The sequence below is a fragment of the Neobacillus niacini genome (assembly GCF_000759675.1).
Taxonomy (GTDB): domain Bacteria; phylum Bacillota; class Bacilli; order Bacillales; family Cytobacillaceae; genus Neobacillus; species Neobacillus niacini_A.
The window spans coordinates 52,222-79,107 of record NZ_BAWM01000158.1; the positions used below are offsets into that span (position 1 = coordinate 52,222).

General features: G+C 37.4%; 27 protein-coding genes. 4 read left to right on the top strand and 23 right to left on the bottom strand.

Annotated features, from left to right (window positions below):
• Nucleotides 1-14 precede the first annotated feature (14 nt).
• The 4 genes from TR08_RS29485 to TR08_RS29500 form a co-directional block, all read right to left on the bottom strand.
• Nucleotides 15-1,019, bottom strand: a complete 1,005-nt coding sequence (locus tag TR08_RS29485) for a sugar kinase (RefSeq protein WP_045524478.1) — start codon at nt 1,017-1,019, stop codon at nt 15-17.
• Nucleotides 1,016-1,669, bottom strand: a complete 654-nt coding sequence (locus TR08_RS29490; RefSeq protein ID WP_045524481.1) for a bifunctional 4-hydroxy-2-oxoglutarate aldolase/2-dehydro-3-deoxy-phosphogluconate aldolase — start codon at nt 1,667-1,669, stop codon at nt 1,016-1,018. The genes TR08_RS29485 and TR08_RS29490 overlap by 4 nt, the downstream gene beginning before the upstream one ends.
• Nucleotides 1,670-1,840: 171 nt before the next feature.
• Nucleotides 1,841-2,854, bottom strand: coding sequence for a 4Fe-4S binding protein (locus TR08_RS29495; RefSeq protein WP_045524483.1), 1,014 nt, complete (start codon nt 2,852-2,854; stop codon nt 1,841-1,843).
• A gap of 961 nt (nt 2,855-3,815) precedes the next feature.
• Nucleotides 3,816-4,799 (bottom strand): Gfo/Idh/MocA family protein, encoded by a 984-nt coding sequence (locus tag TR08_RS29500; protein ID WP_193747889.1) that lies wholly within the window; start codon nt 4,797-4,799, stop codon nt 3,816-3,818.
• Nucleotides 4,800-5,071: 272 nt separating this feature from the next.
• On the opposite strand from TR08_RS29500, the gene TR08_RS29505 reads away from it, so the two are divergent.
• Nucleotides 5,072-6,730, top strand: coding sequence for a glutamine--tRNA ligase/YqeY domain fusion protein (locus TR08_RS29505; RefSeq protein ID WP_045524487.1), 1,659 nt, complete (start codon nt 5,072-5,074; stop codon nt 6,728-6,730).
• A 37-nt stretch (nt 6,731-6,767) separates the two neighbouring features.
• Here the strand turns inward: TR08_RS29505 and TR08_RS29510 are convergent, their stop codons facing one another.
• The 16 genes from TR08_RS29510 to TR08_RS29585 all read right to left on the bottom strand — a co-directional run bounded on the left by TR08_RS29510 (nt 6,768) and on the right by TR08_RS29585 (nt 21,193).
• On the bottom strand, nt 6,768-7,841 hold the full coding sequence (locus tag TR08_RS29510; RefSeq protein ID WP_045524489.1) for a sensor histidine kinase: 1,074 nt from the start codon (nt 7,839-7,841) through the stop codon (nt 6,768-6,770).
• Between the two features lie 3 nt (nt 7,842-7,844).
• Nucleotides 7,845-8,306: a GAF domain-containing protein gene (locus TR08_RS29515; protein ID WP_045524491.1), complete on the bottom strand. Its 462-nt coding sequence runs from the start codon at nt 8,304-8,306 to the stop codon at nt 7,845-7,847.
• A gap of 15 nt (nt 8,307-8,321) precedes the next feature.
• Nucleotides 8,322-8,975, bottom strand: a complete 654-nt coding sequence (locus TR08_RS29520) for a response regulator (protein WP_045524493.1) — start codon at nt 8,973-8,975, stop codon at nt 8,322-8,324.
• A gap of 21 nt (nt 8,976-8,996) precedes the next feature.
• On the bottom strand, nt 8,997-9,650 hold the full coding sequence (locus TR08_RS29525) for a sensor histidine kinase (protein ID WP_045524495.1): 654 nt from the start codon (nt 9,648-9,650) through the stop codon (nt 8,997-8,999).
• 32 nt (nt 9,651-9,682) lie between these two features.
• Nucleotides 9,683-9,955, bottom strand: coding sequence for a hypothetical protein (locus TR08_RS29530; RefSeq protein WP_045524497.1), 273 nt, complete (start codon nt 9,953-9,955; stop codon nt 9,683-9,685).
• Entirely contained in the window at nt 9,942-10,253 is a 312-nt protein-coding gene (locus tag TR08_RS29535) for a hypothetical protein (RefSeq protein ID WP_045524499.1), read from the bottom strand. Before TR08_RS29535 ends, TR08_RS29530 begins: the two co-directional genes overlap by 14 nt.
• Entirely contained in the window at nt 10,246-10,437 is a 192-nt protein-coding gene (locus TR08_RS29540; protein ID WP_045524501.1) for a hypothetical protein, read from the bottom strand. The genes TR08_RS29535 and TR08_RS29540 overlap by 8 nt, the downstream gene beginning before the upstream one ends.
• Nucleotides 10,427-10,951, bottom strand: coding sequence for a ubiquinol-cytochrome c reductase iron-sulfur subunit (locus tag TR08_RS29545; RefSeq protein WP_045524503.1), 525 nt, complete (start codon nt 10,949-10,951; stop codon nt 10,427-10,429). The genes TR08_RS29540 and TR08_RS29545 overlap by 11 nt, the downstream gene beginning before the upstream one ends.
• Before the next feature lie 12 nt (nt 10,952-10,963).
• The gene (locus TR08_RS29550) at nt 10,964-11,524 is read right to left on the bottom strand and encodes a 4Fe-4S dicluster domain-containing protein (RefSeq protein ID WP_045524505.1); all 561 of its coding nucleotides are present in this window, start codon (nt 11,522-11,524) and stop codon (nt 10,964-10,966) included.
• Nucleotides 11,525-13,714: a molybdopterin oxidoreductase family protein gene (locus TR08_RS29555; RefSeq protein WP_045524506.1), complete on the bottom strand. Its 2,190-nt coding sequence runs from the start codon at nt 13,712-13,714 to the stop codon at nt 11,525-11,527.
• A complete protein-coding gene (locus tag TR08_RS29560; protein ID WP_045524508.1) occupies nt 13,701-14,783 on the bottom strand; it encodes a membrane protein in 1,083 nt (360 codons plus the stop codon). Before TR08_RS29560 ends, TR08_RS29555 begins: the two co-directional genes overlap by 14 nt.
• Nucleotides 14,784-14,923: 140 nt before the next feature.
• Nucleotides 14,924-16,162 carry a hypothetical protein gene (locus tag TR08_RS29565; protein ID WP_238579282.1) on the bottom strand — a complete coding sequence of 413 codons (1,239 nt, stop codon included), beginning with the start codon at nt 16,160-16,162 and terminating at the stop codon, nt 14,924-14,926.
• Between the two features lie 88 nt (nt 16,163-16,250).
• On the bottom strand, nt 16,251-17,414 hold the full coding sequence (locus TR08_RS29570; RefSeq protein ID WP_045524512.1) for an HD-GYP domain-containing protein: 1,164 nt from the start codon (nt 17,412-17,414) through the stop codon (nt 16,251-16,253).
• 219 nt (nt 17,415-17,633) lie between these two features.
• Nucleotides 17,634-18,872: an ATP-binding protein gene (locus TR08_RS29575; protein ID WP_045524514.1), complete on the bottom strand. Its 1,239-nt coding sequence runs from the start codon at nt 18,870-18,872 to the stop codon at nt 17,634-17,636.
• Between the two features lie 180 nt (nt 18,873-19,052).
• The gene (locus tag TR08_RS29580; protein ID WP_045524516.1) at nt 19,053-20,468 is read right to left on the bottom strand and encodes an amino acid permease; all 1,416 of its coding nucleotides are present in this window, start codon (nt 20,466-20,468) and stop codon (nt 19,053-19,055) included.
• A gap of 275 nt (nt 20,469-20,743) precedes the next feature.
• The gene (locus TR08_RS29585; RefSeq protein WP_045524518.1) at nt 20,744-21,193 is read right to left on the bottom strand and encodes a hypothetical protein; all 450 of its coding nucleotides are present in this window, start codon (nt 21,191-21,193) and stop codon (nt 20,744-20,746) included.
• Nucleotides 21,194-21,333: 140 nt separating this feature from the next.
• Between TR08_RS29585 and TR08_RS29590 the strand changes: the two genes are divergently transcribed.
• From TR08_RS29590 to TR08_RS29600, 3 genes are read left to right on the top strand one after another with little or no spacing between them, the layout of a single operon-like run.
• A complete protein-coding gene (locus TR08_RS29590) occupies nt 21,334-21,609 on the top strand; it encodes a hypothetical protein (protein ID WP_370576435.1) in 276 nt (91 codons plus the stop codon).
• Nucleotides 21,610-21,613: 4 nt separating this feature from the next.
• Nucleotides 21,614-22,843 carry a glutathionylspermidine synthase family protein gene (locus TR08_RS29595; protein ID WP_045524522.1) on the top strand — a complete coding sequence of 410 codons (1,230 nt, stop codon included), beginning with the start codon at nt 21,614-21,616 and terminating at the stop codon, nt 22,841-22,843.
• Nucleotides 22,844-23,230, top strand: a complete 387-nt coding sequence (locus TR08_RS29600) for a DUF350 domain-containing protein (protein WP_045524524.1) — start codon at nt 22,844-22,846, stop codon at nt 23,228-23,230.
• 30 nt (nt 23,231-23,260) lie between these two features.
• Here TR08_RS29600 and TR08_RS29605 read toward each other — a convergent pair whose 3' ends face one another.
• From TR08_RS29605 to TR08_RS29615, 3 genes are all read right to left on the bottom strand, one after another.
• Nucleotides 23,261-24,289: a potassium channel family protein gene (locus tag TR08_RS29605; protein WP_052427666.1), complete on the bottom strand. Its 1,029-nt coding sequence runs from the start codon at nt 24,287-24,289 to the stop codon at nt 23,261-23,263.
• Between the two features lie 503 nt (nt 24,290-24,792).
• Nucleotides 24,793-25,242, bottom strand: a complete 450-nt coding sequence (locus TR08_RS29610) for a threonine/serine exporter family protein (RefSeq protein WP_045524526.1) — start codon at nt 25,240-25,242, stop codon at nt 24,793-24,795.
• A gap of 13 nt (nt 25,243-25,255) precedes the next feature.
• Nucleotides 25,256-26,017 (bottom strand): threonine/serine exporter family protein, encoded by a 762-nt coding sequence (locus TR08_RS29615; protein WP_045524529.1) that lies wholly within the window; start codon nt 26,015-26,017, stop codon nt 25,256-25,258.
• Nucleotides 26,018-26,886: the final 869 nt, after the last annotated feature.

The window sequence follows — 26,886 nt, forward strand, 5'->3', positions numbered from 1 at the left end:
TTTATTCACTCCTATTATCGATTAATTTTTGCACTGCCATTTTCCATTAAATTTTCTACTTCTTTTACCGTAAATGGATTACAATCACCATAAATGGTATGTTTCAAGCTAGAGTATGCGTTTGCAAATGATACAGTATAGTTGAGGTCTGCACCAGTAAGTAAACCATGCAGAATCCCTGCTGAGAACGAATCTCCACCGCCTACCCGGTCGATGATCGGTTCTAGCTTATGAACCTTGGATAAATAGGTTTTTCCGTCTTTCCAAAGCGTACCTTGTAACGTATTAGAGGTTGCTGAATGAACCTCACGATTAGTAGAATAAAAGACTTGAATATTACTAAATTTCTCATGCATCTTTTGATAGTAATAGTCTGTATCGTTTTGACCTGACAGATTTTCTGGAATACCTAACAAATAAATAGCATCCATTTTTCCTGCAGAACAATAATCTACATATGGCAATATGTTTGAAATAACCTTCGAGGCTTGCTCATGATTCCAAAGCTTAGAACGGAAATTAATATCGAAGCTGACCTTTATATCCCGCTTTTTTGCTTCTTTCACCATGTTCATCGTAATTTCTGCTAACTTTTCTGAAAGTGATGGCGTAATTCCCGAAACATGTAGAATGTTTACGTTTTCAAAAAGCTGTTCGAAATCCCATTCCATTTTCTGTACCGAAGCAAAGCTTGAATTAGCTCTGTCGTAAATAACAGCTGAAGAACGTTCACCTACACCACTATCAAGATAATAGGTTCCAAGACGATTGCCTCCAAAAAGCAATTCTTTTGTCTTAACACCATATTTTTGAAGATGCCTTTTTACGGCAAATCCTAAAGCATTGTCAGGAACTTTACTGGCAAAAGCAACATCATGATCAAAATTTGCTAAATTTACGGCAACATTTGCTTCTGCTCCACCATAATGAGCCTGAAAGCTTACTGCATTGCCAAAATGTGTGCCGGTAGACGTTGATAGCCTTAACATGATTTCCCCAAAAGTAACGATGCTGCTCATTCATTCACCATCTTTATCTCATGGTATTTATCGATATATTGTTTTGCCAGTATGGTAATTTGATCAAAATCTCCAGTCTTAGCAGGGGCTAATAAATTTCCTCCTACACCAACAGCTACACAGCCTTTAGATAGCCACTGCTCCATGTTTTCTAGGTTAACTCCACCTGTTGGCATAATATTAACTTGTGGTAGTGGGGCTTTTACTGCATCCACAAAACCAGGTTCATATGTACTCGCAGGGAATAGTTTAATAATATCTACACCTGATCGAAGTGCTGTTTTCATTTCTGTAATCGTCATACAGCCAGGCAAATACGGTATATGATACAGGTTACAGATCTCCGCTATTTCTGAATCAAACATTGGACTTACGACAAATTCTGCTCCAGCCATGATCGCAATCCTTGCCGTCATCGCGTCAAGAACAGTTCCTGCACCAGTGACAATAGTAGAGTTATCTTTATATTTTGATACTGTTTCACGAATCACTTCATCTGCTTGTGGAGTAGTGAAGGTTACTTCTAACCCGGTAATTCCACCATTTACTAGTGCATCAATCGTTTTTAGTGATTCTTCTTTTGTGTCTGATCTTAAAACTGCAATCACACCACTTTTTTCAAGCTTTAAGAGAATATTAGCCTTTTTTATGATGTTTACCTCCCTTGATTTCCAAATAGGAAATTAAATTGTTTATTTGGAAATGTACATTTTTATTATATGTGACGTGTTTGGGTTTTTCAACTTTATTTTAGAAAATAATCTGAAAAGTTTATGAATAAAAAAAGAGTAACCTGTTTGGGTAACAGATTACTCTTTTTCTTAATCTATATATTTTGCTTCAGGAATTAATATTTTCCATTCCTCATAGCTGATGATCGTTTCCCAGTGTCCGGTAATCTTTGCGAATCCAACGATTAAGAAAAATACAACAAAGAATGAAACCGGAATAAACCATTTATTTACCTTTTTATTTGCCACTGTCATATTCAAGGTATCCTTCACAGGACATGCTTCTACACAGGCCATACAAGCAGTACAGTTTAAGTGATTTACTGTTTCTACCTTGTGTACTTTTACTCTGGATGGACAAACCTTCGTACACATTTCACAGTTTGTACACGTCTCTTCATTTCTACGAACCTTGGTAATTCTAAATATAGAACCAAGCCCGATGAAGGCGCCGTAAGGGCAGAGGAAGCGGCACCAGAAGTTTCTAAAGAATAAGGAAAGCACAAACATTACGATAAGAAAACCTAAACCAAAACCGCTGATATCAATAAAAAATGTCAGCATTTTTACATCAGATATTTTGTTATATGGTTCGTTTAGAAAGGCAATGGCACCATATGTTGGCATAACGATAACCATCCCCAAAAAGAAAAGCAATAATAAATATTTTATAGGGGTTAACAGCCAAACGAGCCAGGTTGGTACTTCAAAATTCCTTTTAAACAGCTTTTTTCCTATTCTTGCAATCCATTCACTCACTGTTCCTATTGGACAGATCCAGCTGCAAAACGATCTTTTGAAAAGAATAGCGCCGCCAACAAAAAAGCTTAGCAATACAAGTCCGGCAGGATGAATAAGATCAAAATCTCCAGTAGCGAACCATACCTTTAATGCCATTAGGGCACTGATTGGCAGGAATCCTTCAACCGCAGACGGTCTCTCAACAAAAGGTGTTTCTCCAAGTGTTTCAAAATGCATATAAAAATGATAAAAGCGAACTCCGACATATAGTAAAAACAACAGGAATACCGCTTGAACAACGTATCTTGTTATTTGAACCGGCTTTCTTTTCAACTGTTTCTTATACCAGTTCTTTGACTTCATCACGATGCCTCCAATCTCTTCACCCTAAATATAAGGAACGAAGTAAAACTGGGGATGTGATAAAAGTCATCGAGAATGCCGTTTTCATAAAGATTTCACAACCCTATACTTAAAACAGACATAATTGATGCGTTGTCCGATGGCGGATTAGGAGCAGACTAGGTCGATTACTCTTGTGATGTCTGAATGCAGTATTCTTGGTGACCGGAGTCAAGTGGGAATCGAAATTGTGGTCACCTAGGAGTGCTCTTGGTGACCGCTATCCAAGGGAATTCGAATTTGTGGTCACTAAGGAAGCTCTTGGTGACCGATATCCAAGGAAAATCGAAATTGTAGTCTCCTAGGAGTGCTCTTGGTGACCGCTATCCAAGGGAATTCGAATTTGTGGTCACCTAGGAGTGCTCTTGGTGACCGATATCCAAGGGAATTCGAATTTGTGGTCACCTAGGAGGCTCTTGGTGAACGGAAAACAAGGAAAATCAAAATTGTGGTCACTAAGGAGTGCTCTTGGTGACCGCTATCCAAGGGAATTCGAATTTGTGGTCACCAAGGTGTGCTCTTGGTGACCGATATCCAAGGGAATTCGAATTTGTGGTCACCAAGGAGTGCTCTTGGTGACCGATATCCATAGGAAATCGAAATTGTGGTCACCAAGGTGTGCTCTTGGTGACCGATATCCAAGGGAATTCGAAATTGTGGTCACCAAGGTGTGCTCTTGGTGACCGGAATCAAGTGGAAATCGAAATTGTGGTCACCAAAGAGTGCTCTTGGTGACCGATATCCATAGGAAATCGAATTAGTGGTCACCAAGGAGTGCTCCTGGTGACCGATATCCAAGGGAATTCGAAATTGTGGTCACCAATGCAGGTACCATTCAGACAGGGCAAGACGAATTATGCTTGAGCCTGTTCGATTACAGGTATTATTCAAATAACAAGTATTAAAGCTATCTACAATTACTCTAACGTTCCACTCCAAATACAATATTGTTCTGTTTCCTAGCTTCTTCCGTTATTCTTAGTACGATTTTACTCATATTCTTTAAATTCTCATACTGGTTATCATCATTCGTTTCAATAATTTTAGCGATATTTATGCATTCGTAGACCATGTCTTTATCTTCTTGGGTCACACTTAAGATTTCGCTCTCTTTCGTGTGACTGTCGATGAATTTGATTTCAGATATCGGAGCCGCATCACCAAGGACAAAGGTTCCCCTTTCTCCATGAATTTCACATGGCATAACCGAATGAGATATCTTAGAACATAGAATGGTACAGATAAAGTCTTGATACTCTAACACCAGCGTACCGCTGCCATCGATACCGCTTGATAGGATCACGGGATGATAGCTAACCTTCTTTGGTTCCCCGAATAGCCCCACAGCTAAATAAAGCGGATAAACTCCTAAATCTACTAGGGCTCCGCCTGAAAAAGTGCTAGAGAAGATATTTGGGTTCTCACCTCTTAAAAACAAATCGTATCTAGAAGAATACTGTATATATGGAAGCATGGTACTTCTTAGATTACCTGCCATATGAAGTTTTTCCTTTAATATACGAAAGTTTGGAGTATGAATATTGCGAATGGCTTCAAATAAATAAACACCATTTTCCTCAGCAGTTTGATAGGCTTTTTCCAGTTCAGCTGGATTTGAAAATATCGGCTTTTCACAAATAACATGCTTTTTATTTTTTAAAAAAGTAAGTGCCTGTTCAAAATGGACTGAATTGGGTGAAGCAATATAGACAGCCTGAATCTCTGAGCTTTTTGCCATTTCATCTAGATCTGTGAAATAGTGTGCTGCGTTATATGTATGGGCAAGCTCTTTTGCTTTATCTTCTGTCCTTGAATAGACTGCCGTTAAATTTAGTTCTCCGCTCAGTTTTGCTGCCTCTATAAAGGATGCTGTAATCCACCCTGTTCCGACTGTACCTAAATTAATCATATTAAATCCCCTTCCCATACTTCTTCAAGCATATATTGTAGCCTTTTTAGCTTACCTTTTCCAATTTTAGATTTTTGCCGTATTTTTTGATAAAATTTCATTGTAGACTTATTTTTTCAATGAATAAATGGGAACAATGGAAAAATATCAGTATTTATGTTATTTATAAATAAGTAGATTTACGAATGCTGTTTGGGCGTCTTAAAGGAATAGTAACTGCATAGCGGGTGACGCCTAAATTTAGACATTGAAGAGAGAGGTTGAATAGAGTGGACAATCTAGGTTCTAATTTTATAAAAGATATTATGATTAAGGATTTGGAATCCGGTAAACACGATAAAATTATCACTCGTTTCCCTCCAGAGCCAAATGGATATTTACATATTGGTCATGCTAAATCCATCATTATTAATTTTGGATTAGCTGATGAGTTTAACGGAAAAACCAATTTACGATTTGATGATACCAATCCGTTAAAGGAAGATATCGAATATGTAAATTCCATAAAAGAAGATGTAAAATGGCTGGGATTTGAATGGGATGACTTGTTCTTTGCTTCTGATTATTTTGAAGAAATGTACAAACGCGCTGTTCTATTAATAAAAAAAGGACTTGCCTATGTGGATGACCTATCCGCTGACGAAATTCGTGAATACCGTGGCACATTGACCTCCCCTGGTAAAGAGAGCCCTTTTCGGGATCGTTCGGTCGAGGAAAATCTTGATTTATTTGAACGGATGCGGAACGGAGAATTTGATAATGGACAAAAAGTTCTTCGTGCTAAGATTGACATGAAGTCTCCTAATATCAATTTACGCGACCCTGTCATTTATCGAATTGCTCGTGCAACACACCATAACACTGGCGATAAGTGGTGTATCTATCCGATGTATGCTTTCGCTCATCCTATAGAGGATGCGATTGAAGATGTTACCCATTCGATTTGTACAGTTGAGTTTGAAGACCAACGTCCACTTTATAACTGGGTTGTGGAAAAATGCGAAATGGACAGTACGCCGCAGCAAATTGAATTTGGCCGCTTAAACGTGACTAATACCGTAATGAGCAAGCGTAAGCTGAAACAACTCGTAGACGAAGGGTTTGTTGATGGCTGGGATGACCCACGGATGCCGACTATTTCTGGAATGAGACGCAAAGGATTTACCCCTGAATCGATTCGTAATTTTGTCCGTGAGACGGGTGTATCGAAAGGTTCTGGAGCTGTTGATTCACAAATGCTCGAACACTATGTTAGAGAAGACTTAAAGTTAAAGGCTCCTCGGACAATGGGGATTCTAAATCCATTAAAAGTAGTCATCACGAATTATCCGGAAGGACAAATCGAGTTACTTGATGCAGAGATTAATCCCGAGGTTCCAGAAATGGGCATCCGGAAAATTCCATTTTCAAGAGAGATTTACATTGAAAAAGACGATTTCATGGAAAATCCGCCAAGTAAATATTTCCGCCTCTTCCCTGGTAATGAAGTTCGACTTAAACATGCCTATTTTATTAAGTGTGAAGAAGTTATCAAGGATATAAACGGAGAAGTCATTGAACTGCGTTGCACCTATGACCCACTAACCAAAAGTGGTACTGGCTTTACTGGTCGAAAGGTAAAGGGAACCATTCATTGGGTGGAAGCAACCAATTCAGTTCCATCTGAATTTCGTTTATACGAACCTTTGATCCTCGATAAAACAGAAGAGGAAAATGACGAGGTGGAAAAAACCTTTCTCGATAACGTAAATCCGGAATCACTAGTGATACTGCAGGGATTTGTAGAGCCGAACATGCGTGAAAGCAGACCACATGACAAATTCCAGTTCTTTAGACATGGATATTTCAATGTAGACCCTAAGCATACTACTGTTGATAAACTCGTCTTTAACCGAATTGTATCCTTAAAAAGTTCATTTAAAATATAGAAAAAATAGAACCAGGCACGAAGGCTTGGTTCTATTTTTATGGTTTTAGTTCCATTGCAGGATTAGTTGGGACTTCTAGAATTACCCTTGTCCCCCTACCTGGTGAAGAGTTAATAATAAGTTCTCCGCCTACAGCCCGTGCTCTTTCATCCATACTGAAAAGACCAACACCACGAGACCCAGTCCCTGCCTCAAAGCCTCTCCCTTTATCTTCAATCATCACCCTCACACTATGATCAAACTCTCTAACGGTGACGGCCGCCTCGGAAACGTCTGCGTACTTTCGAATATTAGTTAATGCTTCCTGAATGATTCGGTAAATGGTTAATTCAATACTAATATCGAGACGACGATTTAACATACATTCAAAATAAACGTCAATATGATAGTTCTCTGAAAACCGAGCGAGGAAGGAGCGGATCGCAGGAACGAGTCCTAGGTCATCCAATACAGATGGACGTAATTCCCAAGAGATATCGCGAATCTCTTCAATCAATTGGGTTGCTTCCGTTTGCATTTGATAAAGCAAGGGATGATCCATTTCTGAAAGTAACCGATTGATGGTAATAAGATGACTGTATAAATTTTGACCAATGCCATCATGTAAATTCCGTGATAAGCGCTTTCGCTCTTCTTCTTGAACATCAATTATGGTCGTCATCATTTTTTGTAGTTCTTGTTCGACTCGTTTTCGTTCCGTTATTTCGTAACGTATAGCTAAATATTGATAAGGTTTCCCTTTATCATTTATAAATGGAACCATCGTAGTATCCACCCAATAGTAGGTCCCATCTTTGGCACGGTTACGGATTTCACCCTTCCAGACTTTCCCTGAACCAATCGTTCTCCACATTTCCTTAAAGAACCCTTCAGAATGGTGTCCCGAATTCAAAATTCGATGATCCTGGCCTACCAATTCTTCTTTAGGATATTTTGAAATTCGACTAAATTGCTCATTTACATATGTAATGATTCCTCTTGCATCCGTGATAGCTACAATGGAGGATTCATCAAGAGCAAACTTAAAATCCATCAATTCTTGAATCGACTTTTTCAATTCCAATTCAAGGCTGGTGAGCTCATTTAAAGGCAGCTGTCTATCCAAGTCCATGACTTACGCCCCTCCACCTAAGATATGTCCTTTTAAAATCTGCTCAAGTGTTTCAGCAGACTCCTTCACCATTTCCTGCTCATTGTCTATGAAAGTGTATGTACGTCTTTTCCCAACTAATAAAACCCCTTTAGGGGAGCCATTAAAGAATAAGGGGACCGCATAACAAGAGACAAGTTTTTCAGCAAGCATAATCGGATGATCTGTTACTTTTCCATAAATATCATTCGGAAAGTCACTTATCATCATTGGACTGCCGCTTGAAATGATTTTTCCAGCGATTCCTTTTCCAAAACGGACGGTTATTCTTTTATATTTATCATTTTCGTTTCCTGAAGCAAAGTGCCATCGAACATCCGGACCTACTTCATTTTGGAGGGCAAGGGCAACAAAGTCACACCCCACATCCTTCAGCAACTGATCACAAACCTCCATAACCGCTGGCATATCTCTTAATTCTGTCATTCGCTGGTATTCTCCTTATATTCCATAACCTAGCAACCCCTTTTTAATGGCATATTCCACCAATTCCGGCCTTGTCTTCATTTGGAGTTTTTCCATAAGGTTACCTTTATGAGTTTCTACCGTTTTTACACTAATAACTAACTGTTCTGCTATTTCTTTGTTTGCATAGCCTTTAGCAACAAGCGTAAGGACTTCTTTTTCTCGATCGGATAATAGTTGATAGGTATCATGGCTGTCATGCTTAACGCTTCCTAAATATTCTTCCATTAATCGTTTAGTGGCAGCTGGGTGTAAGTAAGCATTTCCTAAGGAGACAGACTCAATAGCAGCAATAAGCTCATCATGTGGTGCAGTTTTTAGAATACAGCCTGACGCACCGGCTTGAATGGCTCTAAAAAGGTATTCCTCATCATTATGCATAGTTAGAATTAGAATATTTACATCTGGCATTAGTTTTTTCAATTCAGATGTCGCTGATAATCCATCCTTACCATGAGGCATACTTAAATCCATTACAACAACATCTGGTTTAAGCTTCATCGCTTTTTTTATGCCTTCATTACCTTCTGAAGCTTCACCAATCACTTGCATTTCGGGATTAGAATTTAACAGCATTGTAAGACCCATTCTTACAACGGCATGATCATCAACTAATAGGATTTTAATCATTGTTAACTCTCCTTCCCTTCCCTATAAAGGAAGAGATATTTCAACAGATGTACCTTCTCCTATTTTAGAGGAAATGACACAATGACCGCCAGTTAGAAGCATTCTTTCCTTCATGGCTGCAATTCCTAAAGAAAAAGGGTTAATCTCGATTCCATCTGCTGCAAATCCCCCGCCGAAATCAACAATCATTATTTTTAATTCGTTTTCCTTCCAAATCAAACTCATTTTCACATTCGATGTATCTGCATGTTTAGCAATATTGGTAAGAGCCTCCTGGCAAACACGAAAAACGGCAACACGATTTTGCTCGGATAACTGTTTTTCTTCCCCAATAGATTCTAAGTCAACAAGAACACCAAATGTTGAAGTATATAATTTTATATAGCTCTTAATAGCTGGCAATAAGCCAAGTGTGGTAAGCGCAGGGGGATGCAGCTCTACTGAAAGCAATCTGATTTCTTGTATCGTCTTTTCAATCAACTGAGTCATTTCGCGTAAATAGTTTATCAAATGGGGCTGATTTAAGCCTGTTTCAACTAATTGTAATCCAGTAAGAATACTGTATAGATTTTGTCCAACACCTTCATGCAATTCCAAAGAAATACGTTTAATTTCGTCCTCTTGTGATTGAATAATATAAGATTGAATTAGTTGTTTTGAATCAGAATGCACCACTTTTTACCCCCCCTTTACCTTTTATCCATCATCTAAACTTTTTGAAATGTATAGGTTAAACCACTTTCTAGGTCCGAAGCTGAAAACATAACTTCTGTTTGATTTACTTTGCTGTTTAGCGGCACTGCTAAAAAATACATAGTATCAAAATAAAAGCGGACATGTGTATGATCAGGACAGTATTGTATCTTCTTTATTATTTTTTTTACAACAGGGGCTTGATCTCCGCCCTGCTTATCTTCAATTGCTATTTCCATTGTTGATCCAACAAATCTCTGCAAATCATCAACGTTAATGGGTTCCACAGCTGTTACATCCCTTCTTGACGGGATAGATGAACATCTTGTAACCTTGCAGATACTCCCAAAACTTTGAATCTGCATGATCTTCAAGGAACAAGATTGTTTCTTCTTCTGAGCCCCAGTCACTCATACCTTTTACTTCAGCAATCACCATTTCAGCACCATCAATGGTCTTTTCTTCTAGAAACCAATTTAACCGCTTTTTCCCAAACATGTTTTTAAATAATTCATCAATAACAGCAGCAAATTCACCTGTTTGTTCCCGTACAAAACAAAAATCTAGATAGGTTTCACTAATCATTGATTTTCACACCTTTTTTATAAATAAGGAATGCCGCAGGAAATAGTATTACATTGATAACTGCTGCAACAATTGTGTTTGTATAATTTTCATAAAAATACTGATGAACCATAAATTGTGTAACAATAATATTCATAAATAATACAGCTAAAAGGAGTGCAACACTAACGTAACTACGCTTCATAACGCTTCACCCCTACAGCATAAACGGATCCGTTTTCTACTTTTACATAAATTTCAGGGAGCGGACGTCTTGGCGGACCTGCTGTAGGTGCACCAGTTTCAACGTCAAATTTCCCGTGATGACATGGGCAAAGCATTTCGCCCTCATCCTTTTTCCAAAATACCGGGCAGCGAAGATGGGTACAAGCGTTTTGATAAGCGACATATTTTTCTTCTGAAAGCCTAATGAGGATGGCACTATCATGCTCACCTGGAAAGGAAAATTCTACTGCATCCCCAATAGGTAAAGACTTTACATCGGTAATTTTTTGCTTTGGATATTTTTTATCACCCAGCCCGTTAAGTTCTTTCGCGGCAAGGACACCCCATGGAAGTGATGAAACAGCGAATACCCCGGCTGCCCCAACTAATGTTTTCATAAAACCGCGGCGGTCTAGTTTTCGCTCATTATTGCGGTTTATATTATGTGTATAGTTATCTTCATTGAACGGGATTTTATTATTTTTGTCTGTCATTGTTAATCCCTCCTAAAACAATTTTGTGACACCCTGCAGGATACCAGGGAGATTCACTCTAACGTTTGTTTCACCTTCTAAATAAGGCATACTTGTAACCCATTTACCATTATCTAAATTAAACTGTTTTTGCTTTGCTTCAATTTCTTCATCTGTTAACCATTGCAATGTATTGGACGGACATACACTGGCGCACATTGGAGGAATACCGTCCTTTGAACGGTCAATACATAGGTCGCACTTGTACATTAAATTTTGTTCTGTATCAAACTTTGGAATTCCGTATGGGCAGGCAATCGTACAATTTTGACAGCCAATGCACTTCTCTACAAGAGCCGATAGAACGGCTCCGGTTTCATGGATTTGGATTGCTTGCGCCGGACAGCTTCTAGCACATGCTGGATTCACACAGTGAAGGCACATAAGAGGCATGGTTTGACGGTTAACAAGCGGGTTAACATCGTAAACGTAGTTACGGTTACGCTCTTCGTGCCCGCCGCACTGTGTACAAGCAGCCAAACAGGAACGGCACCCTATACAGTTTTCAAGTTCTAAATATAGCCTCTTCTTCATTTACTGCACCGCCCTTGTTTTCATTTTCTCAATCTGCGCTGCACAAGTTTTAAATTCTGGCATCCTTGAATAGGGATCAAGTGCACCGATTGTCAATAGATTAATAGATTTTTCATGACCCCAGTGGTATGGAACAAACACGGTATCCTTCCGAATAGCCTCTGTAATTTTCACTTTATATGTTGCTTCCCCCCTGCGAGTATAGAGACGAACGTATTCTTCATGTTCAATGCTGTATTTTTCTGCTGTTTCTGGATGAACTTCTACGAATGGTTCCGGACACATATCACGAAGGAATTGAATTCTTCTCGTTTGATTCCCTGATAAATAATGATAGACGACCCGTCCAGTTGTTAAGCGTAATGGGTATTTTTCATCCGGTTCTTCTGCTGACGGTCTGTATGGCAATGCGAGAATCTTTGCTTTTCCATCTGGATGATTGAATTTTTTATCTAAGAACAAATGCGGTGTTCCGGGATCAGATTCATCTTTACAAGGCCAGAACACGCCGTCTTGCTTATCAATCTTTTCCCAAGTTACGCCGTAATAATCAGCCGTTCCACCTTTAGAAGCTACACGAAGCTCATTAAACACGTCTTTGGACGTTTTTAAATGTGAAAAATATTTCCCTCGGCCGAGACGCTCTGCAATTTCTATTTGAATCTGCCAGTCTGGCTTTGATTCACCAAGCGGCATTTGTGCTCTGTTAATCTTAATGATTCTTCCCTCTACATTTGTTGTGGTACCTTCATCTTCCGCCCAAGTGGTTGTAGGGAGCACGACATCTGCAAATTCAGCAGATTCTGAAAGGAAAAAATCAACGCATACCATGAAGTCTAAGTTTTTCATCTGTTCACGCACATAATTCTGATCAGGTGCAGAAACGGCAGGATTTGAACATAATAGGTATAAAGAACGAATGGTCTTTTGCTCCATTAATCCGAACATTTCGAATGCAGACACACCCTCTTTTGGCATTTCTTCCGGTTCAATACCCCAAACCTTTGAAACATATTTTACATGATCAGGATTCGCTATTTTACGGTATCCGGGAAGTGCATCAGCTTTTTGTCCATGCTCACGTCCTCCTTGACCGTTTCCTTGTCCAGTAATGGTCGCAACACCCGATTTAGCTCGACCAATTTTCCCAGTAACAAGTGCCATATTGGTATAGGCAGAAACGTTATCTACCCCTTTAATTTGTTGCTCAATCCCTCTGGCAAACATAACAATGGCATTCGGTGCTTTTCCGTACAATTCGGCCGCGCGGATAATTTTTTCTGGTGCCACCCCTGTGATCTCACTTGTATATTCTGGCGTGAATTCTTTTACTAGCTCCTTTGTTTCTTCAAAGCCATTTGTGTGATTTTTTACAAATTCTTCATCAGCATAGCCATTTTGGATTAGTAAATTTACAATCCCATTGGCAAGTGCTAGGTCTGTACCAGGCTTTAAATCAAGATGGAGATCAGCTCTTCTGGCGACTGGCGTTTCCCTTGGGTCAGCAACAATTACATAGCCGCCCCGTTCTTGAATTGCCCAAACCCGAAACATCATCGTTGGATGGCATTCCGCGGTATTACTTCCTGCAAGAAAAATACAATCGGTTTCATGTACATCCGTCCATGGAATTGTTGAACCCCTATCTATACCTAATGAGCGATTTAAACCACCTGCTGCACTTGCCATACAGAATCGGCCATTATAATCAATGTAGCGTGTTTGCAGTCCAACACGAGCAAATTTCCCTGTTAAGTAACACTTTTCATTCGTCATTGAAACACCGCTATACACTGAAAGTGAATCTTTTCCATATGTTGTTTGGAGCTCTGTGAACTTTTTCACTATGAGGTCGTATGCCTCATCCCAGCTTGCTTCACGGAAGCCATTTTTCGTTCCTTTTAATGATTGATCATCACGAATTAACGGTTTTAATAACCGATCTTTATTATTTACCTGTTGGTAAGCAGTAACTCCTTTCGGACACATCTTTCCTAGTGTAACCGGCCAATCATATCGAGGCTCAACCCCAATGATCTTGTTTGTCTTTGTATTTACCCTTAGGTTCATCCCACATTGCATGGCACAATAACTACAGTGCGTCTTGACCAATGTTTCATTGGGATGGTTTAAATTTTCGATTTCTTTAAAATATTTATCTCTTTCATTCTTATAATTATCCCTTTGCATTCTGGTTTGCCTCCTTAACCTTAACTTGGTGCGTTGCGAATCCTGAGAATCTTGAAATACGATATTTTCTACGGCATGGAAGGCACAATTCAGCAAGGTTAAAGCCATCCTGCATATTGAATTCCATTTCATTTACGCCGAGCACGTTAATGACATCATTTGATTGTTCAACTGATACGAAATGATCGCCGCACACTTTACATTCTTTCATTGCCTGATCGCCGTAATGCTCACGATAGTTTCTAGCAAAAACACTCACTGGACGGAATGGAATATGTGCAAGCTTTCCAAATGGCAGATATATTAAGGTTACGATAACTGAAAACTGGTGAATCAACGACATTTGCGGCTGCATCCAGCCATGTAAAAATACGTTTTGAACGGTTAATAAAAGTCCGGTAATTGAAATAAATAACAATAAGTAAAGTGGCAGAAAGTCGTAGATAAATTTTTGCTCCGCTCTTGCCTGCATATTTTTCAAACGGCGGTGTAAAGCCATACATACTCCTGCAATAACCATTGAAGCAGAAATATTAAGAGCGTTATAGGAGAACCATGCAATGATTCCATCTGCTTTTACCGTCATTAAATTTAGACCCATAAGTACAATCGTATAGTGGCCGTTGTCATCCATTGTGAAGTACATCCAGCCAAACACGAGCGGGAAGGTAACCATACAAGCAAGAACACAGCCCCAGCCGATTAAAATATGCTGTACCCAGCGGTACAATCCGCGGTTTTTAATAAAATCATAGATACCTAAATGATTAACGGCAGTTTTAGGTGTGCTTTTTCTTTTTAAAAGCTTTAAACCCTTTTTAATTAAAATTTTGGTTGGCGGTCTTTCACCCCATGCTATAAAGCGATAGAAAAAGCCTCCGATAAAAACAATCGTCCCGACCATATATCCATACAAGTTTAAATCAACGTGCGTAAACATTCTTGTTCCGATAAAAGATAGAATAACGAGTGCAGATACGGATAAAAACATTGATTTAGCAAATTTGGACGCAAACGCATCATTGATTGAGCGTCCTGTCTTTTTATTAATTGACGTATTAGTCTGCATTTTAGCTCCTCCTAAAAAAATAACACAAACGAGTTTTCTTACTCTTATTGTAAGAAAATCGTTAGTGCTACCAATATAGGGGAACTCCCCCATCTAGGGGGGAAAAAACCCTTAGAATTTTTATTTTAGACAAAGTTTAGTCACACTTTGATTCTACGATACTTTTTCCAATAGGAGTACAATAGTAACATTAAAAAAATACTAATCTGAAGGGAGAAAAGCACAGCGTCCCAAAAAGCAAGGCTTGTTGGTACCATTCCAAAACCAGGGAGCAACTGTTTTCCTGCATGAATTACTTCTGGAATATAGAAAATGAAATATAATGCAATACTTATGGCAATCCCAATAAAATAGAAAATGGCATAAATAGTAATTGTCTTTCTTTCGCTTATAAAGCTAACTTGTTCACTTGATTTCGATTTAAGGAAAGGTAGTTGCTTTCTAATAGCCTGTAAGGCATTTTCCATTAGATTGTAGCATCCTGTTACATTCTCGAAGACATAATATAAATCCGTTTTCAAATAAAAGCAGCATTGGTAAATCATTCGTAAAACAACATCGAAAACAACAAGGCTCATTAACCCACTCATAAACTCATGTCCAGATGGAATCAATAACTGAATAATTAGGGCAGTAAAAAGAATAACATTGTCAAAGCAAAGACCTGCTAAGTAAAGGACATTGCGGTCTTTTGGAGCCAATTTCCAAACCGAAGACATATCTGTTTCAAGAACAACAAAAAACAAGCGATGGCCAACCTCTAGTTTCGTTGGGAGATTGTGTGCTCTCATTGCCAAAATATGTCCAAATTCGTGAACTAGGACTAATAAAAAAGTAAAAGACATCCATAAAAGAGCATTTATTACCATTACATCAAGTACAAATATGTCCTCGTGATGGGGAAGTAAAGAAGGGAATGTAATAAAAAGAACAATGTTAAGTAGGAAAAGTGTAATATAAAAGGGGTAGGTAAACTTATTAAAAAATAATTTTCCTGCTTGTGGAGAAATCCATAAAAAACCTAAGCTATCCTTTTGCTTTTCTTGTTTTTCTACCTTTATGCCATCAACTTGATCAATCAAATCCAGTTCTAACAGCTGTGTTACAAAATCAAGTAGTTTTACTTCCTCTTGGGGAAATCTTCTCTTTAATTTTCTTTCAATATCCCCTAGCTGCTCCCCTAGAATAATCAATTGGATTGCCTCAATACAAACCTCCGGCATTTCATAAAATTCACCTGAAAATTTATCCTCAACAATATAATGTTTTTTATCCTTGCGAATCTCGACTGGGACCATCGTGAGACATGTATGGAGGTTTATCGCCATCTGGACACCATTCCTAACTATGATTAATAATAAAAGAAGGATGCGTAGCAATTGCTAGCATCCCAATTTTCTTATCCTTTTATTCCGATCCAAGGGCACCACCAGCATGTTGTTTTAACCTTTTTAAGTTTACGGATTTTCATGACCCCACCTCCTTATGTAATTCCCACTTTTTAGTCCATGGATACGTCTCATGAAATTTGACCCATTCTGGGTAGATCTTCTTGAATTCTTCTACTAGCAACGGATCAAATTGGGACCCTGTTCCATCAATAATACGTCTGTATGCTTCTTCAACCTGCATTGCTTCCCGGTAAGAACGTGAAGAGGTCATGGCATCAAAGGCATCAGCAATTGCAGAAATTCTGGCAAGTAAAGGTATTTCTTCACCCTTTAATTGATTAGGGTATCCTTTTCCGTCCCAGCGTTCATGGTGTGAAAGGATGACACAAATACTATCCTTAATTCCTTCAACGTTCTTTACTGCTTCAGCTCCTACAACAGGATGAGTTTTGATAATCTCAAACTCCTCATTAGTGAGCCTTCCAGGTTTCATTAGAATCTGATCAGGTATATTAACCTTACCAATATCATGAAGTAAACAAGCATAATAAAAGGATTTTTGCTGCTCTTTTGAGAGCTTGCCGATTTCTTTTCCTAACAACAATGCATAACTGGCCACACGTTCACTATGCCCTCTTGTATAGGGATCTTTTAGTTCTAGTGTCGCAATAACACCCTTAACAATTCCTTCTAATTGATTATCATATGAAGTACTAATAGCTCTAACATACCCTTGAAATCGCACTAATAAAAAGTACGACATAATCGCTAAAATAATTAGTAGAATAATTGGCATAATTACAAAGGAAATTTTTAAAATTACACCTGTAAGTATATATTTAGAAGCGATCCCTAGACTTACTAACCAATAATATCTGGTATTTAGGAATAGAGGTAATGATAAAATCAAAAACACATCTACAACATTCCCACTAGTGTAGGATTCAGCTTTATCATAGTAGGTCAGTATATCAACTAGAAATGAAGTGGATACATAGCTAATAAAAAAAACATATTTAATCAATGATTGTTTATTAATCTTACTTAAATAAATTGAGACAAATATTAAGATGGTTAATACTATATAGTTGATTATCCAATAATGACTTGGAAAACCACTTTCTCTTTCTACTATGATGGTAGGTGCAATAAAATAGTAAAAAACATCGTAGCCTATTAAAATAATATAAGAAATTAATAAGTACCATTTAACAGTTTGTTTTTCTTCATGTGGTATCATATTATCCTCCAATGTTTCTAAAAACATGTACATTTTACGGTATTTCGCCTCGAGTATGGACGATAATAATAGCTAATGGCAACAATCTTTTTGTTAAAATAAGTAATTTCTACAAAATACAACTATTTTCTTTATTCCCCTACATTATATCTCATCAAGTATAGCGTTGAAATATATTATATTGATGATTTTTGTATTATTATAGAATTATTTTTTCATTTATTTCTGTATTATAGGCAAAACCAAAGTAACTTTAGTACCCTTTTCTAGCTTACTCTCAATTTTCATATTACCTTTATGATCTTTAATAATTTGATTTGTAACCATTAATCCAAGTCCATTTCCATCCCTTTTGGTAGTAAAAAAGGGTTCGCCTAAATTGAGAATGTTCTCTTCATCAATTCCGTATCCCTCATCATCAATGAAAATAGACATCTTTCTACCTTCTAAAACATTTACATTTACCTTGATTGTTCCACCTTCAGGCATTGATTCAATTGCATTTTTTAACAGATTGATAAATACTTGCTTTAGCTGGTGAGAATCACAATCTAAAGGAGGCAATGGACCTTCCATCATCGTTTTTATCGTAACTCCTTGTTTCTCAGCTTGTTGTTGAGTTATCGAAAGAGTATAAGCAATTATTTCTTCAATATTCGCTTTAACAAATTTTATCTCTTTTGGTTTTCCAAGGTACATCAAGTCATTAACAATGGAATTAATTCGATCAATTTCTTGAATCATGATTGGATAAAAGTCATTTGTATTTGGATATCTTTCCTGTTGCAGCTGCGTAAAACCCTTTAATGAAGAAAGAGGATTGCGTATTTCATGACCAATACCTGCTGCCATTTGTCCAATCACTGCAAGTTTCTCCTTTTTTCGAAGCTCTAAATGAACGGAGGTTAATGAATCAATATAGGAGGTAAAACGTGTTAATAAAAAATACGCTATTACAGATAGAACAGAAAAAGTAATTATTGGAATTACTACATTAGTATCTTGCAAGATACCTCCAATAATTGCGTATTTTCCAATCATTGTTAATGCTGCTATCCAAAAATATTTTTTATTCACAAAGATGGGCGAGAAAAATACAAATAACAATTCAACAATATTTCCTGACCCGTAAGGTTTATTTGAACCAAAATATATAACCAGGCTATTTACCGTCTCGATAAATGCAAAACTAAAAAGGAATATATATTTTACAATATAAGGGTTGCCCTTTTTTATAAAATATAGAGCTATGGGGAGAAGTCCAATAATAGCTGTATGAAACCAAAAACCTAAGCCATTTTTTTCTAACCCAATCATGCCTTCTTTTGTATATATAGGGACAATATAGTAATGAAAAATATCATATGAAAAGAAAAAAATATAAAAAAGTGATATAAATAATTTCACTGTTTTTGATTCTTCCAAAATCAATTTAGGATTATTTGGGGTTTCTTTCATTGTTTTACTCCCTTAAGTACTCTATTCAAAAATGATTCAAATTATCTCCTACCATTTTACCACCTTTCTAAGAAAAAACCTGTTATTTTTTTGTAAATTCGATGGAATTCGACAAAGTTTACTCCGAACATAAAAAGGACTTGCCATTTTACAAGTCCTTTTTATGATTACACTATTGAATTAGCTTGCTTTATTCATTCTTTCCTCTTTTTCATTTAACTTTGAATGTTTTCGACCATATCCAAAATAAACTATCAGACCAATTACAATCCATACACCAAAGCTTTTCCATGTAGCTGCTGGAAGCTGCAACGCTAAATATCCACAGAATACGAAAGCCAATATAGGTATCCATGGAACAAGGGGGACACGGAAGCCTGTAGTCGGTGCTTGCTTATTTTTACGAAGATACAAAATTCCAATGGAAACTGTCATAAAAGCAAATAGTGTTCCAATATTCACTAGTTCAGCTAGTTTATTTAATGGTACCACACCAGCAAAGAACGCTACTAACACGCATGTAATCCACGAATTCACAATTGGTGTTTGTTTCTTTTTGTCTACTTTTGAAAACACCTTAGGAAGCAAACCATCGCGAGAGATTGCATAAAACAGCCTTGATTGTCCATAAACCATGACAAGTAACACGGTCGTAATTCCAGTAATTGCTCCTAATGAAATGAAACCTGCCACCCAATCCTGGTTAATGTAATTAAGTGCAAAAGCAACTGGATTTTTCACTCCGAGATCCGTGTAAGGAACAATTCCTGTTAAGATAGCAGAGACAACAATATATAAAGTAGTACAAATCAATAATGAAGCAATAATTCCAATTGGCATGTTCTTTTGTGGGTTTTTCACTTCTTCTGCTGCCGTGGCAACAGCATCAAACCCAATATAGGCAAAGAAAACAGTTGCGGCGCCAGTTGCAACACCTGAGAAACCAAAAGGCATAAACGGAGTCCAGTTTGCAGGTTCTACATACCAAACACCAACAGCAATAAATAGTAAAACTACAGCAATTTTAATCACAACCATGATTGTGTTTAACCGTGCCGACTTTTTAACTCCTTGTGTCAAAAGCATCGTGATAATAAAGATTATCGCAATTGCAGGTATGTCAACAAAAGTTCCATTTGCCGGATTATAAGCACTCGATAGAGCTTTTGGAAGGTGAATTCCAAACCCTGAAAGAAGCCCTTGAAAATAACCTGACCATCCGCTTGCCACTGCAGAGGAAGCGAGCCCATATTCAAGGATTAAAACCCAACCTAATATCCAAGCAATTATTTCTCCGAATGTAGCATAACTATACGTATAGGCACTGCCTGACACCGGTACGGTTGAAGCAAATTCCGCATAGCAAAGTGCTGCAAATACGCAGGCAAGCCCTGATAAAATAAATGAAATAATAAGCGCTGGACCTGCATGCTCTGCTGCGGCGACTCCTGTAAGTACAAAAATTCCTGTTCCAATAATTGCACCTACTCCAAGCATTGTTAAATCAAATGCTCCTAACTCTTTCTTCAAAGTTGAATCTTTTTGTCCAACTTCCCTAATTAAATCCGTAATTGATTTTTTCCTAAATAAACTCATGTCTATACCTCCACGACTTAAAGTCGAAATGTTCTGAAAAAGTAGTCCTTAAAAATCTATATCAGTATAATATAATTATTTTTTTAAAAAAGCAATATATTTAGAAAAATTAAATTACTTTCCTAATAATACCATTATCCCTGGTATTCCAGTCATATTTATCGTTTCCCACAAAAAATAATTACTATATTGGTAAAATTTAAAAGATTTCCTGACCTAATAAAAAAACTAACCAACTTGATAGTTTGGTTAGTTTTTTTATTTCTTGTTTTTATTTATCGATTTTCACCAGAAAATGTACCATAAAAAACATAGCATTTACGATCTTCATCTATTTCCCTTGAATCAAGTTCGAACTCCGCAAATTTCCCATCCTTTTGAAGGTAAATTAAATCAGAATGTAGTGTTGTCAAAATCTCTTCATGTTCCCAAACATCTTTTCCTTCAACTAAAGCAGATGTGGTTCCTTTCAATTCCCTGACTTCAAAACCAATGTGAGAATATATAGTATCGGAAGAATCGTTGGTGTAGCTTTGTTTTTCCACATACAAAACTGCCGTTCCATCTGGGTCCATCGCAGTCGCACTAACAGCATAGGTCGCTCCATCTTTTACAAAAAATTCACAGGTCATTCTAGCTGCTGCTTCAATTGGAGAAATATTTTGGTAATTCCATAAAGCTGGATAGTGTTTACTCTCATCATCGAGTCGATATTCCAACCTCATTTTCAATCCCTCTTTCGTTTTGTTTTTATCTTACCATTGTTTTCCTAAAATTTACTTTTATAATAGAATTATAACTTAAAAAGGAGCGTGAGACGGTGAAGAAAACCCAATGGTTAATCACTGGTGTTCTTACTTCTCTTATGGCTGGAACCACCCTATCCGGTTGTTCCCAGGCACAGGACTTACCCCCAGAGCCAGATGACACAAACTGTTCAGACTGGGAATGGGATGATGAAGAAGGAGTATGGCAATGTGATGATACTCGCTCAAGTTATTATGGTCATTTCTTTTATGGAGGATTGTTTTACCGTAATAAATCTGCTTTGTTAAATTCTTCTGCTTATAAATCTTATAAATCTTCCTCAAGTTTTAAGGGCGGATTTGGCAGCGGCTCAAAAGGCGGATTTGGAGGTTAATCACATGTCCACATACGCAAAGAACCGGAGCCAATTTTACCCCAAGTTTCCTGACTTTTGGTCGAACTTATACGGAAGCGAATACAGTCTTTATCATGTATTTACCATTACAGAACAAACACATAACCTTTTGAAGGAAGCTACAGAAAGGTTGGGTCGGATATTTTTTAAAACAGCAGGTCTCCTGCGCAGCCTTCCAGACGAACAGCTTCTTGAACTTGGTTTCCCTGCTGCCGGCCTTCCATTTCTTAAAATGAAAAACCTTTTTCCTGAATCAGTCATTTCTCGATTTGATTTTGCTTTGACGAGTAATGGTGTAAAAATGCTTGAGTTTAATTCTGACACCCCAACTTTTATCGTCGAATGTTTCAAAATCAACGGGGAAGTTTGTTCAGAATTTGGCTATCGTAATCCGAACGCAAACCAAGAAAGACTTCTTGCTTCTGGTATCACAAAGGCTGTCCTTGAATCCGTAATGGGACATGAGTCCCCTAATGTTGTGTTCACAGCCCACAGTGACCATATGGAGGATTGGAATACCACGGTTTATTTAAGTCAGTTATGTAAGGTTAAAAATCAAATCATTCCAATGTCAGAACTAAGGATTACGGATGAGGCATTATTAGATTCTAATGGGGTTCCAATCGATATTTTATATCGGCAGACTTATCCTCTTGAACATCTACTTGAGGATCGAGATCCAAATACAGGAGACCTCGTAGGAATTGAATTATTACAACTTGCTAAGGATCGAAAAATTTCGATTGTAAATCCTGTTTCAGCATTTCTTCTTCAGCCCAAAACCATCCAATGTCTGATATGGGGATTAGCCGAAAAAGAAGAGTTTTATACGAAGGACGAACAAGATTGGATTAAAACATTTATGCTGCCTACCTATCTTGAAGCAGATGCATTTACTGGTACAGCTGCCTATGTTCAAAAACCATCATTCGGCAGGGAAGGAGATACCATTACCATATGGGATCTACAAACCAATGTAGATGCCCAAAATCCCTTACAAACGTACAAAAATGAGCTGCCAGTCTATCAATCGTATGTACCACTTCCTGTTGTTTCACTTGAAACAGAAAAGGGTTTGGAAGAACTATCAATGGTATTTGGTTCATTCCTTATCGCCGGGAAACCGAGCAGTATTGGAATTCGAGCGGGTGGCAAAATCACAGGAAACGAATCTTATTTCTTACCAGTTGGAATTAAAAAAGGAGGAATTTAATTGTTAGATTTCTTGCTATATTTAGCGGTTTCTCTAGCTTTATTACTCGTAGGACTCTTTTTAATGGAAATCACCACTAAGGTAAAGGAATTCTCCTTAATGGCGAAAGGAAATAAAGCAGCAAGCTATGTACTGGGAGGAAGACTCTTGGGACTGGCAATTGTTTTATATTCCGCTCTTGCTAACTCCATCTCGTTATTAGATATGGTCATTTGGGGAGCGGTTGGAATCGTGGCTCAGATTATCGTCTTTTATCTTGCTGAATGGCTCACACCCCGTTTTAACGTAACCCAAAGCATTGAAGAAGATAACCGTGCTGTTGGTCTTTTTCTACTATTACTGTCCGTATCAATAGGGATTGTTATTGCAGGATGTTTAACCTATTGAAAAAAAAACGCATCGTAACGATGCGTTTTTTTAAAGTTTTTGATATGTATGTTTATCACAAATGACAAATAATCTTGCTTCCTTTGGAATTGGTTCATTCCACTTTTTGAGTATGTTCAAATCATTCCTGTCTGCTATTAGCTGAGCCCCTTTTTCCTTTAGATGTTCATATGCCCCACCATACGTGCTCCACTTAGGACTAACGCTGACTTCCCAAAGATCACTACCCCCGTCTCCATCCTGCCTGCTTAGCAATTGAGTAAAAAGGTGACTGGCTCCCTTCATTTGTGCAGATTTCGCCATCAAGTTTGAGACAGAACCATTTGATAAAATAAACTCATCAATCTTAACATGATTAAAATTGTCTACATGCTTTTCGTTTACGATTTCCGCAATCGTATAAATACTCTTTTCCGTTCCATCATCATATCGTTCAATAGAGGAAGCAACTAAAAGAGTCTTACCGTCTACTAAATCAGGATTCGCAATCCCTTCAGCAGCAAACAACAAAACGGCTTGAGAATTTTCAATCCTTGCCTTCCTTAATGTCTCTACATCGGTAGGGCTCCCCTGAATATAATGAAACCTTTCATGCTCATAAGGAGTCTTTTCAAATTCATCAATCAACAAGATATCCGTTTTCTCATCACATAGTAAAAGTTCCTTAATCGTGCTTTTACTTTTAGCAGTCCAGCCGATAATGACAAAATGATTTTCACCTTTATAAGACAATTTCCCTTCCTCCTTTCGCTTTTTATATTGGGCGACACCATCTACAATCACCCCAATAACCGTTCCAAATAGTCCTATTCCTAATGTATAGACGACAATCATCGCCCAGGTTCTTCCTGCTTCCGTAGTCGGATATACATCTCCATAGCCTACAGTAGTCATCGTAGTAAGAATCCACCAAACTGCATGTAAACTACTTTCAAACGTCTTCGGTTCTAGAAATTGAATTATTTCTGCATTTACAATGATAAAAAGCAGTGTAAATAGGATTACCGTTCGATACCGGTACCGAGAGGCAGTTAGGAACAGTTTTCGAAAAAAAAGCATTTCCTCCCCTCCTTTCTTAATATTTATTCTTTATATTTCTACTAAATATTGGCTTATTCCTTTAATTATAGAAATTCACTTTCTCTACCAAAAATATTTACATCTCAATTATTTATTGACATATGTATGAATTTAATATATTATTATTAATTGTGCTTAACATTTATGTAACTTGTAATAGACGAGATAACGCAATGTAAGAATTTTTTCTGGCATTCTGCTTATGTTTTAAAAGTAAAACTTATTCACGCTGGATCGGCTTCGGAGCCGTAAGGATGTAAGAGAGGTAGGGCTTACGTCGTTTAGGTATAAAACCATCAGGTGGAAGAGTAACCGCGGCAAATTGGTCTTTTAATACCATTTATTATATATAAATACTTACCTTGCGATGGCTGTTAATTAGAAACATCCATTCACAAGTTACAATAGTGGTCCATCTAGGATCAAAGCAAAAGAAGGCAGAGGAGATTAATCCTCTGCCTTCGTCCAATTTTGGAGATTTTTTAGACCTTCCACACTTTACTCCCTCTAATCTTTCTTACTACCTGATTGATGACTTCTGAAAAAACAAGACCAAAAGCAATAGAGCCTGAAAGCATCGTCACTTTTGCACCTAAGGCTAGTGCTCGATAGTAATCATCTTCTACAAAATTCCTCATTGTATCATAAGCCAAACCACCTGGTACTAATGGAATAATTCCAGCAACACTAAAAATAATAACAGGTGTTTTATAGAATTTGGCTAACTCTTGACTGACGATCCCCACAAATAGGGTTGCTCCTAATGTGGCTAAAACAGAATCTCCTGTATACTTTTCCGCTATATAATAGATAATCCAGCCGCCCATTCCAACAAGTCCGCATTTTACTAAAGTTTCCTTCGGTGCATTAAAAATGACTCCAAAGGCTGCTGTTGCAATAAAACTTGTGATTAATTGTCCAATGATCTCCACATTAAGCCTCCTTTTACAAAAAAGATAGAACTACAGCTATTCCTGAGCCAATGGCAAAGGCAGTCAGTAGTGCTTCTGCACCTTTTGATAAGCCTGATACTAAATGGCCGGCCATTAAATCCCTCACTGCATTGGTAACTAAGAGTCCTGGAACTAATGTCATTACCGAGCCTATGATTATTTTATCTAACTGCTGGCCTAATCCTGTTTTTACAAAGATTACCGAAAGTAACCCAATAATAAAAGAGGCTAAGAACTCTGAGAAAAACTTAACAGGGATAAAGCGATGAAAATATAAAAAGCCAAAATAACCTAACCCACCAGTTAACATCGCAGGGATAAAGTCTATCCATTCCCCCATAAACATGATCATGAAACAGCCGCTTGCAATGGATGCTGCTCCAACCTGGACCATAAATGGGAAGGTTACATTTAGTTCATCGAGTTCCTTTAATAGGGTAAATGCCTCTTGAAGGTCGACCTCACCGCTGGTTATTTTTCGTGAAATACTATTGACCATAGCAACCTTTTTCAAATCAGTGGAGCGCGTCATAATTCGAATTAATTTGGTTTTTGTAGGCTCATCTCCCTCAGCAGAAAATATGATTCCTGTTGGAGTTACATAGCTATGAGAATTTTCAATACCAAAAGCGGCAGCAATCCGCATCATCGTATCCTCAACCCGATAGGTTTCACCACCGCTTTGGAGCATAATTTTCCCGGCAAGTAAACAAACCTCTATTACTTCATACGTAAGTACTTTTTCGTTATCCATCTAACCTTCACCACAACTATTCTTTCTTTTTATGATTTCCTAAGTTTAATCAAAACCCAGCCTTTTATCAATTAAAAAACGCCTTCCCATTAGAAAAGGCGTTAAGGTCATCTTTTAATACTATTTCTTATAATGCTCTTTTAAGTTTTTCATCCATTCTTCTTCAAATACTGTAGATTGACCCCATCCTGGAATAATATCAGCCAAGTGGAAATACAACGATTGAGCGACACTATCGTCACTAACCCTTGATACGACTGGTCAAAACAGGTGACGGTTAAAAAATAGTATCGTCACTATCGTCATAAAGTATCGTCACCTATTGTATTTAGTGGTCTATTTGATAAGGTTTAACAGCCACAAGGTAATGTTACCTTAATTGATGTATGTTTTGGCAGTTTGTTTATTACTTTTTATGAATCATTACTCAATGAAAAAACTGCATAAACGCTAATATTTATACATAATTGTTAAGTTTTCCTTACTGTACTAACGTAAGCAGTTTAGTTCAATAAGGGGTAGCGTCAGGGGAACTGCATTACCTACGCTTTAATGAAGTAACGAAAAAGAGCTCAATTTCCACTCTATTGTAATTCAGAGGAATTGATCTTTTTATATTGGAATTTCCTTAACGTTGTAAATCTGCATTTTCCTGACACTTCCCCTAGTTCTAATAAGTCTTTTTATTTCATCAACTCTTTTCTCTTATCTTCGTTTTAAAAGCTACTTAAGTCTTCTATTTTGATAAATTAACAAACGTAATAAAAATTAAATAATATATTTACAGTGATAATTTATTTATTTTTTTAAATTTACATTGAAAATTTAAAATGAACATTGTATCATCTTTGTAAAGTTATAATTATATT

Bases quoted from the DNA above. Each gene is read 5' to 3' on its own strand.
- TR08_RS29485 (WP_045524478.1), bottom strand. From the start codon at position 1,019: ATGAGCAGCATCGTTACTTTTGGGGAAATCATGTTAAGGCTATCAACG.
- TR08_RS29495 (WP_045524483.1), bottom strand. From the start codon at position 2,854: ATGAAGTCAAAGAACTGGTATAAGAAACAGTTGAAAAGAAAGCCGGTT.
- TR08_RS29510 (WP_045524489.1), bottom strand. From the start codon at position 7,841: ATGGACTTGGATAGACAGCTGCCTTTAAATGAGCTCACCAGCCTTGAA.
- TR08_RS29515 (WP_045524491.1), bottom strand. From the start codon at position 8,306: ATGACAGAATTAAGAGATATGCCAGCGGTTATGGAGGTTTGTGATCAG.
- TR08_RS29520 (WP_045524493.1), bottom strand. From the start codon at position 8,975: ATGATTAAAATCCTATTAGTTGATGATCATGCCGTTGTAAGAATGGGT.
- TR08_RS29535 (WP_045524499.1), bottom strand. From the start codon at position 10,253: ATGATTAGTGAAACCTATCTAGATTTTTGTTTTGTACGGGAACAAACA.
- TR08_RS29540 (WP_045524501.1), bottom strand. From the start codon at position 10,437: ATGAAGCGTAGTTACGTTAGTGTTGCACTCCTTTTAGCTGTATTATTT.
- TR08_RS29545 (WP_045524503.1), bottom strand. From the start codon at position 10,951: ATGACAGACAAAAATAATAAAATCCCGTTCAATGAAGATAACTATACA.
- TR08_RS29550 (WP_045524505.1), bottom strand. From the start codon at position 11,524: ATGAAGAAGAGGCTATATTTAGAACTTGAAAACTGTATAGGGTGCCGT.
- TR08_RS29555 (WP_045524506.1), bottom strand. From the start codon at position 13,714: ATGCAAAGGGATAATTATAAGAATGAAAGAGATAAATATTTTAAAGAA.
- TR08_RS29560 (WP_045524508.1), bottom strand. From the start codon at position 14,783: ATGCAGACTAATACGTCAATTAATAAAAAGACAGGACGCTCAATCAAT.
- TR08_RS29570 (WP_045524512.1), bottom strand. From the start codon at position 17,414: ATGATACCACATGAAGAAAAACAAACTGTTAAATGGTACTTATTAATT.
- TR08_RS29575 (WP_045524514.1), bottom strand. From the start codon at position 18,872: ATGAAAGAAACCCCAAATAATCCTAAATTGATTTTGGAAGAATCAAAA.
- TR08_RS29580 (WP_045524516.1), bottom strand. From the start codon at position 20,468: ATGAGTTTATTTAGGAAAAAATCAATTACGGATTTAATTAGGGAAGTT.
- TR08_RS29585 (WP_045524518.1), bottom strand. From the start codon at position 21,193: ATGAGGTTGGAATATCGACTCGATGATGAGAGTAAACACTATCCAGCT.
- TR08_RS29590 (WP_370576435.1), top strand. From the start codon at position 21,334: ATGGCTGGAACCACCCTATCCGGTTGTTCCCAGGCACAGGACTTACCC.
- TR08_RS29595 (WP_045524522.1), top strand. From the start codon at position 21,614: ATGTCCACATACGCAAAGAACCGGAGCCAATTTTACCCCAAGTTTCCT.
- TR08_RS29605 (WP_052427666.1), bottom strand. From the start codon at position 24,289: ATGCTTTTTTTTCGAAAACTGTTCCTAACTGCCTCTCGGTACCGGTAT.
- TR08_RS29615 (WP_045524529.1), bottom strand. From the start codon at position 26,017: ATGGATAACGAAAAAGTACTTACGTATGAAGTAATAGAGGTTTGTTTA.